The following is a 13,422-nucleotide window of genomic DNA, read 5'->3' as shown; positions in this document are numbered from 1 at the left end:
TCAATGTAGTTTGTATACAACAATAGTTTTATCGTCTGCCTGGGTAATAAGTTCTAAGCTTTTGTCTTTATCAAGCTTTTGAAGTTCTGCTGACGAAGCTCCAAAAACCGGAAAATTAGGAATAGATTTTGCTTGACTGTCAAATAGGTACACCTTTTTAGTTTGTGTATCTGTACTTGTAACGTAAATTTTGTCATTGATGTAGAAGATTCTAGGTTTGGTATATTCACCATAATCTAAATCAATACTTCTAGATTTTATATTTAGTTTGTTATCAGTCATTGAAACTAATGTTTTACTTGTAGTTTCAATTTTATGTTTATCTGTGAGGTTAAGATTTTTTGTATGTAATTGTCCTTTTGTATCTACCTGAATCAATTGCCCTAATTTGTTGGTTGTAGTGAATTTATTTTTATAGAGGTACAATTCATTTTCAGAAAAACGAATCTTATCTGTTATTTTAATTCTCACATTACCTTGACGGTTTAGGATTTTTAATTGGTTATCAGCTGTAGCAAAAGCAATGTAGTCTTTGCCTGATATTCTAAAATGTTTTGGTTGAGTTATAATATCTGAAACACTGTTTTTATAATTAAATCCATTAACAGATTTGCCTTTGGCATCATATATTAAGAGGTTTTTTCCTTGCGTCACTAATAGCCTGTAGTTCTTTTTTTTGTCATAATCAAAAACAGAAAGTGGTTGTGTGATTTTATCGCTAAATTTTCGAGGAAAAGGAGAAACGTCATTACCATTTCTATCTAATACATATAATCGATTTGGTGTTACAAATGCAAGCTGTAATCTACCATTCTTGTACATATCTATTTGTTCTATCTTACCAAGTATTTTTCCTTGCAATTGTTTTTTCCATAGGATACTCCCAGAATTTGAAATAAGATATAATACATTGTTGACATCTTGTGTTGTAATATCGTATGTATTTGTGATGTGGTTTTTAACTGTTTGCGGTGCTTTGATTATCTCTGCATCAAGTGTTGTGCTGAAGGCTTCAGTAATTGTGTTAGATGCTGCTCTCTTTTTAAATTTTTGAATGATACCATTGATATGTGCATAATTATCTTCATAGATGTATTGTACCACATTAGCATTATAACCCTTTGTGTTTTTTTCTAAAATGTTTGATAAACTTTTAGAATTTTTAAAAATAAATAAAGAGGCTTCATCACTTAAATTATCACTAATGCTTTTGAATGCTTCTGAGTTGGCTATTGTATTGTTATTGAGTGCGTTAGATAATATGGATTTTAAAGTTTCAGTTGAGTTTGAAAAAATAACGAAATCTTTATATACAGAAAGATATCTGGCATTTTCGAATTCAATAAAAGGTTTTAACCGCGATTTAAAAAAATTTAAGTCATTGCGCTCATATATATCAATATCCCTGTAGGTTTCAATATTAGATTTATCATCAATGGTTTCTAAAACCAAATCCACATCTAAAGAATGAAGTATTAAGGCATTATCAATTTGGGCAATTTCATTAATAAAATTCAAAAATGTTTGAGTACTATCAACTACTGTGTTATTTAGATGATTGAGGTTTTTGTTGAAAGTTGAAAAATCATTATATGTTATACTTAAGAGTGAGTTTGTGTTGTACGGAGCAATTGCTAAACTATTTATGGTTTGAGGCACTGTATGTTTAAAACAATCTATTTTATTTAATGTTGAGTCATTTGTGGTAGTAATACCATTATATTGAAGATTTTTTTTTGAAAAATTTAAATCAAGTACTGTGTAACCATTAATATTTTTCCCCACATTAGAGAATAATAATTTTGAATAGTTTGGCACAACTGTCTTAAAAGATATAGATGCCATAGCATTATTATCCGTAGTTTCTAGAAGTCTTATAAGTTCTGTATTTGTGTCTTTACGATTTAGATTTTGTATAATGTCAAGTGAATTTGATGCAGCAAATACTTTACCCAATGTTTTGTGAAAAAGTGCAGTTGAATCTATTAGTGTCTTATCAATGTTAAATTTATTCAAAGTTTCAGACATATGGTTAGGTATAGAGTCTACAACAAAAAGTGTGGAGTCCTTTTCTGCAAGAATGAGGAAGTCTGGCTGGTTTTCATCATTAAAAGCAATATAAATTGGTTTTGTTGTATTGAGATGTTCTAGGATACCTAAGGTGCTTTTTATCTCCTTATTATATATGCCAAAAAGTATATCGTGATTTTTGGTGCTATTGATAAACTCATTTATTGCATTAACTTTTATTACAGAGGTGGTTTCATTCGGAATAAATCTAAAAGGTGACTTAATTTTATTGTAATCCTTTTGGCAGGTATATATAGTAGATAATAAAATGAGTAAAAAACCAAGTCGTTTCATTAAAATGATAATAGATTATTGCAAATATAAAAAGTTATAAATCCAAACGGTATTGCTCAGGCAATAATCTAAACGATTTTCTATGGTATTTAGTGATTCCATATTCTTTAATGGCAGCTCTGTGCTCTTTTGTAGGGTAGCCTTTATTTTGTTTCCAGTTATACATTGGAAATTCTTCATGGATTTTTTCCATATAGATATCCCGGTAAGTTTTTGCTAAGATTGAAGCGGCAGCTATATTTAAAAATTTACCATCTCCTTTAATAATTGTCTTATAAGGTATGGATTTATAAGGTTTAAATTGATTACCATCAACTACAATGTAATTTGGAGAAACTTTCAATTGGGCAATTGAAGCATGCATAGCTTTAATTGAGGCATTGAGAATATTGATACTGTCAATTTCAGTTTCAAAAATATGTTGTACAGAAAAAGTTAGAGCTTCAGTTTCTATAATTGGTTTTAAAAACATCCTTTTCTTTTCAGAGAGCTGTTTAGAATCCTTTAATATGATATTATTAAAATTAGATGGTAAAATAACAGCAGCTGCAGTAACCGGACCTGCCAGACAACCCCGACCAGCTTCGTCTGTGCCACATTCAAAATCAAAAGATGAATACTGATTTTTAAGAGTCAAAATGTTAAAATTTGAACAAAGTTAAAATTTTAACGCAACCCTTTTACAGTTTTTACATCATAATGATGAGTTATATGTTGAAAACATTAAGAATTTGTTATACAGACTTAATTGACAAATTCGCAATTACATTAACATTTTTTTGGCAAAAACACTTGCTTATTTAATATTTAATTAAGATGTTTGCAACTAGACTAACTCAAATAATTGTTTTATGAAATTAAAGTTAACATGGTTATTAACGCTATTTATGGCGTTCGTGATGCAATTTTCTTTTGCACAAGAGAAAACAGTCACAGGTACAATTACAACTGCAGAGGATGGGTTGCCCCTTCCTGGTGCTAGTGTAATTGTAAAAGGGACCGCTAGAGGTCAACAAACAGATTTTGATGGAAAATATTCTATCAGTGTCAATACAGGAGATGTTTTACAGATTTCCTATGTAGGTATGAAGACTGCCGAAGTTACAGTAGGCGCTAGTAATACTTATGATGTGGCCTTAGAATCAGACAACGCCCTCGAGGAAGTGGTTGTAGTCGCTTATGGTACACAGAAAAAGGAGGCCATAGTAGGTTCGGTTGCAGTTGTAAGCTCCGAAATTATCGAGAACCAACAAGTAACCTCACCATTAAGAGCTTTACAGGGTACTGTTGCAGGTATCAACTTAATCACTTCAGGTGGTCAACCAGGTAACAATCCAAATTTTGTTATTAGAGGTTTCGGTAGTTTTAACGGTGCTAACAGCCCGCTTATAGTTATCGATGGAGCACCATTTAATGGTAACCTTAATACGATAAGTCAGGATCAAATCGAGTCTATCTCTGTATTAAAGGATGCGGCTTCTGCATCACTTTATGGTTCGCGAGCTGCAAATGGTGTTGTATTGATAACTACCAAGAGAGGTAAGCGAAATACAAAGACCAGTGTAAGACTTAGATCACAGTACGGTGTTTCAAATCCAGCTGTAGGTATCCATGACATTGTGGGTTCTGAAGATTACCTGAGACTTATGTGGAGATCGCTTAGAAACGATAACATCTACAATAATGGTCAGGATGCGGCAACGGCTTCAGCCAATGCCTCAAACGCATTAATACCTACCTTAGGTTATAACCCTTACGGTGTAACCAACCCTATCGGTACAGATGGTAACCTAGTTCAAGGTGCTAGTTTACAGTGGGATACAGATTGGGAAGATGCAGTACTAAGAGAAAACGTACCAAGGATTAACCATAATGTCAATATCTCTGGTGGAACAGATAATACCAATTATTTCTTCTCTGTAGATTACCTTAGTGAAGATGGACCAGTAATAAAGTCAGATTTCGAAAGGATCGCTTCAAGAGTTGGATTGGACTCTCAGGTTAACGATTGGTTAAAGTTAGGAATCACCAGTGGATATTCAAGATCATACTCAAACAATCCTGACCAGACTTCAGGAAGTACAACTCAGGCCATTTCATGGATATATAACGTTAACGGTATATACCCAATATTTGTAAGAGATGCCAATGGAGAGTTAATATTGGATGATACAGGAAACAGGATCTACGATCTTGGTAATGGTAACGGAAGACCAACTGGTCAGCCAGTCAACTTTAACAGACCAACAAATCAAGGTGAGAATATTTTGGCTTCGATTTTACTTGGAACAGAGCAACGTATACGAACCAATTTCTTAGGTTCTGTATATGCAGAGGCAAAATTCTTAAAGAACTTTACATTTAGAACGACTTTTAACTACGAAAACTTTGTTTTTGACAGTCATAGTTTTGATGATGATGAGATCGGTGCTGCCTCTAATGTTCAAGGAAGGGTAAGTAAGGCAAGAAATGTAACAACAGGTCTTAATGCCATCCAAGCACTTAATTATAAGACAACTATAGCAGATGTGCACAATGTCTCTGTAGATGCGATCTACGAGGCTAATACATCGACATCAGATACCTTTAGAGCTTCAGCGACAGGATTTTTACCTGGACAGGAAGAATTGGGTAACGGTACCGTAGCAGAATCTTTTGGAGGATTTAGAACTGAGCGAAGAATTGTAAGTTACCTGGGTCGATTGGCATATAACTATGACAACAGATACTTTGTAGAGGGTTCTTTCAGACAGGATAAGTCTTCTCAGTTTGGTGAAGATTTCAATACGGGTGAGTTCTTCTCAGTTGGTGGAGCCTGGAATGTTACCAATGAGAGCTTTATGGAAGATATCGATTGGCTTAACAATCTTAAGTTAAGAGGTTCTTATGGTGAATTGGGTAATATCAGTATTCCAGGTGGATTCTTCCCAGTGAGTTTCTTGTTCGGAGGTGCCAATTTCGGTGGTGTTGTAATATCACCAGTAGAGGGTCAGCCAACTAATTTACCAGCAGGTACATTACCAGATCCAGCATTACAGTGGGAGACTTCTACAACCTTGAACTTTGGTATGGACTTTACAATATTTAATGGTGCACTTTCGGGAACTGTTGAGTATTTTAAAAGACGAAGTGAAGATTTAATACAAGATATTACAGCAACACCATCACCAGGTGTACCAACAGTAAGAGCTAATGCGGGTACTATAGAGAACTCAGGATGGGAAGTTACTTTAAACAGTAACATTATCAACAAAAATGATTTTAGCTGGAGTGTAGGTGGTAATTTCTCAATATTGAAAAACGAGATTATCCGTGTATCTCCATTTTCAGATAATCAAGTTGCGGGTACTAAATACTGGGCACCAGGAAATTCATTATTTGAGTTTTACCTTAGAGAGTGGGCCGGTGTTAACCCAGCCAATGGTGATGCCATGTGGTACCAATATTTTGATGATGCAAATGGTGACGGTGTCTTTAATACAGGCGACACTAACATAACTAGTTTGTCTCAATATAGATCTGATAACCCTAATGCACAAATCGTAAGAACGGTGACTAACCAGTATGATGATGCGACACGTGTTGAGACTGGAAAAGAATCTTTACCAGATATCCAAGGTGGATTTAACACTAATATCAGATATAAGCAATTTGATTTAAGTGCTTTGTTCAACTTTAGTTTAGGAGCGTATCTATTAGATACAGACTACTCAGGGTTGGTGAATAACTTTGATGCAATTGGAGCATCTGCACACCCAGATAACTTTAAGGCATGGTCACAACCAGGGGATATTACTGATTTCCCTAGATTGACAAATGCGAATAACAATTTCAATTCAAGATCTACAAGATGGTTGTTTAAAAACGACTATGTACGTCTTAGAAGTTTAACACTAGGTTATAACCTTTCTCAAGATGCATTAAAAGACATAGGATTGAGTTCGGTAAGATTTTATTTCCAGGGGGATAACTTAATCACTTGGCAATCGCACGGTGGTATCGACCCAGAGCAAGCTTTTAACGGACTTACGGCTAACAGATCTCCGTTACAGAGAACCTTCACTTTTGGAACATTGATTGAATTTTAAAATAAAAATGGATATGAAAAATAGATTTAAATTAATTCGACCTTTAGCGTTTTTCTTTGCGCTATGTATGGTTGTGTCCTGTAACGAGGATTTTGTTGAAGAGCCTGTAGATACTACAGGTGTAACGGATCAGTTGATATTTTCAACTAGAGCTAATGCCCAAACCTTTGTCAATGGTATATTGGCAAATTATAAGGGGCAGTATAGAACAGTAGATGTAGGTGGAATTTATGCTATGTATTTTGCAAGAGCGGTAAAGGGTAATGATATTATCCAGGATTTTAGTTGGTATACCTTTGATTACGGTCATGAGAACAGAGAGCCTAACTTTAGAAGAACCAATTTCACTTGGGATTTCAACTATGAGAACGTCAATTTTGCAAACACTTTAATTGCTGGTGTTAACAATAGTAGCGGATTGACTTCTGATGAAAAGCGAGAGTTTGTTGCCAAGGGTAAGTTTTTTAGAGGTTTACACTTGTTTGAGTTAGCCTTAGAATTTGGACCTAACCTTAACAATGACCCAAGTTTAGAACGTATACCGATTTATACTTCACCGACATCATTAGAAACGGTTGGTGGTAACCCACCAGTAGCAATGAGTGAGGTATATGCACAGGTTATTCAGGATTTGGAAGATGCTGTAGCAGATTTACCAGATTCTAGAATAGGGAAGAGCTTTTTAAACAAAGCAGTAGCTCAGGCGGTATTAACCCGAGTATATGCAGTTACGCAAAATAACTGGCAGCGAGTATCTGATTTGGCAAGTGCAGCCTATGGTGGTAATGCATCACAAGCCGTACAGTCTACTAACTGGGGCAATGGCTTTGGTGACATGCAAGATCAGGAATGGTTATGGGGCTTGTTCCAAAATGGATCAGATGAGACCAACTTTTTCTGGGGTCATGCAGCACCAATGATGGACCATTTAACTTTAAGTTATAATGCTACTTATTTCGATCCTGATTTTGTGGACGAATTTTCTGCTACGGACTCTAGAAATACATTTATAGATGTATACGGTGTTTCGGCAACGACTCCATGGAGAGAATACGTGTCTACTAAATATGCGTTTACATTCAGTTCTGATATTCCGCTAATAAGAAAATCAGAGATGGTATTATTCGATGCAGAAGCACAGTACCACTTGGGTAATTTGCCAGCAGCGAGAAACCTTTTGTTTGCACTACAATCGTCAAGAGATCCTAATGCTACAATGAGTAATAATTCTGGTCAGGCATTATTGAACGAGATCTTATTGGAGAGAAAGAAGGAATTTTACGGCGAGTTTGGACCACAATGGTTTGATGCAAAACGTTATAACCTTCCTATAAATAGAAACGATATCCATAGAATTTCTATTGATATACCTGCGAATAGTAACCTTTTCTTCTTAAAGATTCCAGAAGATGAGATTGACTTAAATGAGAACTATACAGGATTTGATAACATTTAAAAAAAAAGAATATTATGAAAAAAATTTTATTAGGTGCCTTAGTTCTTTCAATGGCTATATTCACATCTTGTGATAGTGATATTGAGGCAGACGTTCCAAGCGTATCGGATTATAACTTTATAAGTTTTGAGGACGACAATGTGGTTTTCGAATTGAACCAGGATGGTTCTTCGACTCAGACTATTACAGTCTATAATTCAAGAAGATCATCATCAGCGAGAACTTATAATTTACAGGTTTTACCTGCAGGTTTCAGTGATGATTACGGCACAGACATAAGTGCAGATGCCTATAGTGTGCCAGCTTCTGTAACTATTCCAGCAAATGAGCGATCAGCTCAATTTGATGTAACTATTACAGACAATGGTGTAGCAAGTGGTCAACGATTGGCTATCGCATTTTCTAATGATACAACAGCTGAGAGCCCACACCCAATGAATTTGAACATTGTAATTGTGTGCCCTGTGAACGAGCTGATTCTGGATATCAACTTTGATAACTTTGCAGAGGAGACCAGTTGGGAGCTTTATGACCTAACCAGTGGGACAGTTCTTATAGCATCTGGTGATGGTTACGATGATTTAGATGGTGGATCAATTCAGGAACGTATATGTTTAGAGGATGGTGATTATGGATTTGTTATCTATGATGTATATTCCGATGGTATATGCTGTGCTTACGGACAGGGAAGTTATACTTTAACACTTAACGGTGAAGTTATTAAGGAAGGTGGTTCCTTTGGTGCCAATGAGGTTACGCTCTTTACACCTTAAGCTTATATATATTTACTTTTAAAGTTTTAAGAACGCTACAAACTTAGTTTGTAGCGTTTTTTTATGAGATAGATTTTTCGTTTCCTTTTAATGATGAATTACAATATACTGTAGTAAGTACCTTAGCTTATATATTATTTAGATTAATATAATTTTTAAAATTTACAGCAGATATTATTATATTCGCAATGTAGTTATACCTAATCATCTTATTGAAAGATAATATTCAATAGATGCAAAATGGTGATATTATATAGATTAAGATGAAGTTAGGTTATTATACAGTCGTTTCTAAATTGAGCGCACTTTACGTTATAGTTTATGAATTCGTTTAAAATATCAGTATATTGCATAAAAAATAAAAATAGAAAGAAAAATGAAAAATTATTTACTCGTATTAGTAGTACTACTAACATTTAGCTATTCTTCATATTCTCAGAATTCTGATGGTATTAAACTATCTGATGCAAATAAGGAATTATTAGAAGAACTTAGAGTACAAGAACAAGAAAGATTATCTAGAGTTCAAAACTTTTTGAACCAAAACCCTAATTTTAAAGCCACGATAAAAGAAGGAGCTAGTATCACTCATATTTATGACATATTTGATGGTAAACCAGTATATAAATCTACAGATAACAGATTAGCTGCACAGGCGACAAAAACAGCAGAACTATGGACTGGGGGTAGCTTAGGATTAGATTTAGATGGTGCAGGTATGACAATTGGAGTATGGGATGGAGGGCCAGCATTTAGTAGCCATGTTGAGTTTGAAAATGCTGCAGGAACAGAATCGCGTGTACAAATAATTGATAATACAGTTGTCGATGGTGATGTAGGTTTTAGTTCTCATGGTACTCATGTAACAGGAACGATATCTGCAAGAGGTGCTAATTCTAGTGCACGAGGTATGGCCATTAATGTAAATGTTAAATCTTATAATTGGAGTAATGATGAGGCTGAAATAGTAAGTGCAATTAATGCTGTAACCAATCCAATTATAGTTTCTAACCATTCGTACGGTATCCCAATTAATCAAAATGGAGGTACTCAATTAGATGCAGCATTTATAGGTACTTATACACAAGATGCCAGAGATGTAGATAATATAGCGAGAAACAATCCAAAATATCTTTTAGTTGCTTCAGCAGGGAATAGCGGTATTACAAGCTATCCAGGGGGGAAATACCCTGGTTTTGATAAGTTAACTACTGATAAGAATGCTAAAAATAGTTTGGTAATTGCTAATGCTAATCCAACTGTTGCAGAACAACCTATTTTTAGCGGTAATTTTGAACTTACTAACTTAGTAATTAACCAGGGGAGTAGTCAAGGGCCTACAGATGACCTAAGAATAAAACCAGACATAGCTGCAGACGGCACTAATCTATTTTCTCCTACACCAAATGGTACATATTCCACTTTCTCTGGTACATCTATGTCCTCACCTAACACTGCAGGTACACTTGTCTTGTTACAGCAATACTATAATCAGCTAAATGGTGATTTCATGAACTCATCAACTTTGAAAGGTTTGGTTTGCCACACAGCAATTGACGATAATAACGCTGGTCCAGATCCTGTATTTGGTTGGGGGTTTTTAAATGCTAGAGCATCAGTTCAAACAATCGCAGGTGCGCTTAGTGGTGATGCCTTAGTCGATGAATTAACCTTAGATAACAACGGAACTTATACCTTTACGTTTACTGCACAAGCTGGTGAGAAATTGTCAGCTACATTATGCTGGACAGACATGCCAGGTTCAGTATCTAGCACGACCAATGATCCTACACCAAAATTGGTAAACGATTTAGATCTTAGAATTTCTGATGGCACTACTACATATTTACCATGGAAGTTAGATTTCTCTGGAGCTAGTGGATTTTCTAACTCCAAAGGTGATAATAGTGTAGATAATGTAGAGCGAATAGATATAGAAGTTCCTACATCTGGTATGTATACGCTAACGGTTACCCATAAGGGAACTTTGCAAGGTAATGTAGGTGGTCCTTTTGACCCACAAAGTCAGGATTTTTCATTAATTGTTACTGGTAACAACCTTGTACTTAGTGTTGATGAAAATGATTTAGCACGAAATCTATCAGTATATCCTAATCCTTCTAACGGAGAATTTACAATTAGCTTTCAATCTAATTTAAATAGTAACAATAATAATGTTAAAGTAGATGTCTATGATGTGCAAGGTAGATTAGTTTATGATAACACCTTTACAAATTCGTCTTCAGTATTTAAAGAGACAATTGCTCTTAATAATGCAAAGCCAGGTATATACATGGTTAATATTTCAGAAGGAAATAGAACAACAACTCATAAACTTATTATTAAGTAAGATTTAATTAATATATTAAAAAAGACCAACATTTTTTGTTGGTCTTTTTTATGTTAAGTAATTTGTAATTCTTCACTTAAAAACAATAATTTATAGTTTACTTTGTTGTACTTTATTATTAGTCAAATGCGGTTTAAGTTTTTTATCATAATTATCTTCTGTTTATTTTCCTCGGAGCTTACTTCACAAGTAAACCCTAGAAAAGTAGCAAAACCTAATAATGGTAAATCACCTAGTAGAGACTCCTTATCCATTAAACGTACTAAGGAAGTTAAAAAAGAAGCATCAATTGATATGTATCTCCTGTTTAATACCGAGGCAGATACTACAGTTGTTGATACCACATTATCTATTAAAAAAGACTATAAATTTAATTACCTTCAAGATGATAATTTTGGGTTAATGCCTTTTTCTAATATAGGACAAACCTATAATACGCTTAGTTTTAATACCGCTAATAATGAGACAAATCCAGTCTTTGGTTCTAGAGCAAGACATTTTAATTATATTGAGAAGAATAATACACTATACTATGAAGTACCTACTCCTTGGACAAGATTGACATATAAGACAGCATTTGAACAAGGTCAAATGTTAGATGCCTTTTTTACAGTAAACTTATCTAGGCAATTTAATTTTTCGATAGCATATAAGGGATTGAGATCATTAGGTAAGTATCAAAATAGTTTAACAAGTACAGGGAATTTTAGATTTACATCAAATTATAAAACCAAAAACAATAGATATAAAGTTAGAGGGCATATTGTAATGCAAGACTTACTCAATGAAGAGAATGGAGGGTTGTTGGATGAAGATATTGAAAATTTCACATCGGGTAATGAGGAGTTTATTGATAGATCTGTTTTTGATATGAATTTTCAAAATGCAGAAAACATTCTCGTAGGCAAACGATTTTTTATCAATCATTCTTATGATATTATAAAGAAAAAAGATTCATTAAATAAAAACAGTCTTACGATTATAAATGAAACTATTTTCGAAGATAAATACTATCAATACCGACAAAACTCTCCTTCAGTTGATTATTTTGGTAACGCTTTCACTAGTAGTATAAATGATAAAGTTACGTTAGAGGATTTTAGATCTAGCTTCAGTTTAGCGTATAGTAATAATGTCTTAGGTAATTTAAAATTCGGAATTGATTATACCAACATTAACTATGGCTATAATAGTGTTGTACTATTTCCTACAGAAATAATCCCAAACAGAATTAAAACAAGTTTTTTTGGAGCCCAGGCTTCGTATAGTAAAACCATAAACTCTATAAATATAAATGGTAAAGCCAGTTTAAATCTTTCCGATGAGTTCGTTGGTAGCTATATAGATACTAACCTTGGTTTTAAACTAAATGATGATATACATATAGATGGAGGGCTTTTTATAAGTTCTAGACTACCTAATTATAATTTTCTCTTATATCAAAGTGATTATATAGACTATAACTGGTATAATTTTGAAGATTTTAGAAACGTTAATACACAACAGATAAGATTTAATGTTTCGTCAGATAAATTTTTTGATGCATCATTAGACATATCCAATATAGAAAATTACACCTACTTTGGTATAAGCTCAGATGCAACTAGAGATAATATAGTTAAGCCATTACAGTATAGCAATTCTTTACAATACCTAAGGGTAAAAGCCCAAAAAGAATTTCGTGTAGGACATTTTGCATTAGACAATACAATAATGTATCAAAACGTAATTAGTGACGAAGATGTTTTAAATGTACCAACTATTATAACTCGCAATACACTTTATTATTCCAATCAGATTTTTAAAAAAGCGATGACATTACAAACAGGGGTAACCTTCAATTATTTTACTAAATATAACATGAATGGTTATGATCCCTTACTGGCAGAATTTTATACTCAAAATGAAACCGAATTAGGTGGTTTTCCAAGATTAGACTTCTTCATCAACGCCAAGGTTAGGCAAACTCGTATATTCCTTAAAGCAGAACACTTTAATTCGTCCTTTACTGGGTATGATTATTTTTCAGCACCCAACCATCCTTACAGAGATTTCACCATCCGTTTCGGTTTAGTTTGGGATTTCTTTTTATAAGATTATTTGAGCGTTCCGCTTTTGCTTTTATATAGCAAAAACGTCGGGCCATACACTATATCTTTTTTGTTCCAAGCCATTTATCATTCTTTTTTTTAATTAAATCAAAATATTCATAACAGCAGAATAATTTATGTTAGTACAAAAAAGGATGTCGTTACTATCCCTAACGCAAGTGTTAGTCAATAGAGCTAAGTCTTTAACTCCTTAATATATAGTGAAATAAAAATAAAGTACAAATAAAATGCAAAAAGGTATTGCGATAATAAAAAGGTATTATATATTTGCGCCCGCTAA

Annotated in this window: 7 protein-coding genes; 5 read left to right on the top strand and 2 right to left on the bottom strand. The window is 33.8% G+C overall.

The features are described 5' to 3' along the window. Positions 1-2,364 (bottom strand): ribonuclease HII, encoded by a 2,364-nt coding sequence (locus Q0912_RS09045; protein WP_299114262.1) that lies wholly within the window; start codon positions 2,362-2,364, stop codon positions 1-3. 34 nt (positions 2,365-2,398) lie between these two features. Beyond that, the gene (locus Q0912_RS09040) at positions 2,399-3,001 is read right to left on the bottom strand and encodes a ribonuclease HII (RefSeq protein ID WP_299114260.1); all 603 of its coding nucleotides are present in this window, start codon (positions 2,999-3,001) and stop codon (positions 2,399-2,401) included. Positions 3,002-3,215: 214 nt separating this feature from the next. On the opposite strand from Q0912_RS09040, the gene Q0912_RS09035 reads away from it, so the two are divergent. From Q0912_RS09035 to Q0912_RS09015, 5 genes are all read left to right on the top strand, one after another. Continuing rightward, complete coding sequence (locus Q0912_RS09035; RefSeq protein WP_299114257.1) at positions 3,216-6,452, top strand: TonB-dependent receptor; 3,237 nt, start codon at positions 3,216-3,218, stop codon at positions 6,450-6,452. Positions 6,453-6,465: 13 nt separating this feature from the next. Continuing rightward, complete coding sequence (locus Q0912_RS09030; RefSeq protein WP_299114255.1) at positions 6,466-7,908, top strand: RagB/SusD family nutrient uptake outer membrane protein; 1,443 nt, start codon at positions 6,466-6,468, stop codon at positions 7,906-7,908. A 14-nt stretch (positions 7,909-7,922) separates the two neighbouring features. Beyond that, positions 7,923-8,681: a hypothetical protein gene (locus Q0912_RS09025; RefSeq protein ID WP_299114253.1), complete on the top strand. Its 759-nt coding sequence runs from the start codon at positions 7,923-7,925 to the stop codon at positions 8,679-8,681. A gap of 376 nt (positions 8,682-9,057) precedes the next feature. Next, entirely contained in the window at positions 9,058-11,031 is a 1,974-nt protein-coding gene (locus tag Q0912_RS09020) for a S8 family serine peptidase (RefSeq protein ID WP_299114250.1), read from the top strand. 126 nt (positions 11,032-11,157) lie between these two features. After that, positions 11,158-13,125, top strand: coding sequence for a putative porin (locus Q0912_RS09015; RefSeq protein WP_299114248.1), 1,968 nt, complete (start codon positions 11,158-11,160; stop codon positions 13,123-13,125). Positions 13,126-13,422: the final 297 nt, after the last annotated feature.

It is taken from the genome of uncultured Winogradskyella sp., from assembly GCF_947498345.1.
In the GTDB taxonomy this organism is placed as follows: Bacteria; Bacteroidota; Bacteroidia; order Flavobacteriales; family Flavobacteriaceae; genus Winogradskyella.
Note: the sequence above shows the minus strand (reverse complement) of the source record. Positions and strands in the feature narration are given on the sequence as shown.

Bases quoted from the DNA above. Each gene is read 5' to 3' on its own strand.
- Q0912_RS09020 (WP_299114250.1), top strand. From the start codon at position 9,058: ATGAAAAATTATTTACTCGTATTAGTAGTACTACTAACATTTAGCTAT.
- Q0912_RS09045 (WP_299114262.1), bottom strand. From the start codon at position 2,364: ATGAAACGACTTGGTTTTTTACTCATTTTATTATCTACTATATATACC.
- Q0912_RS09035 (WP_299114257.1), top strand. From the start codon at position 3,216: ATGAAATTAAAGTTAACATGGTTATTAACGCTATTTATGGCGTTCGTG.
- Q0912_RS09025 (WP_299114253.1), top strand. From the start codon at position 7,923: ATGAAAAAAATTTTATTAGGTGCCTTAGTTCTTTCAATGGCTATATTC.
- Q0912_RS09015 (WP_299114248.1), top strand. From the start codon at position 11,158: ATGCGGTTTAAGTTTTTTATCATAATTATCTTCTGTTTATTTTCCTCG.
- Q0912_RS09030 (WP_299114255.1), top strand. From the start codon at position 6,466: ATGAAAAATAGATTTAAATTAATTCGACCTTTAGCGTTTTTCTTTGCG.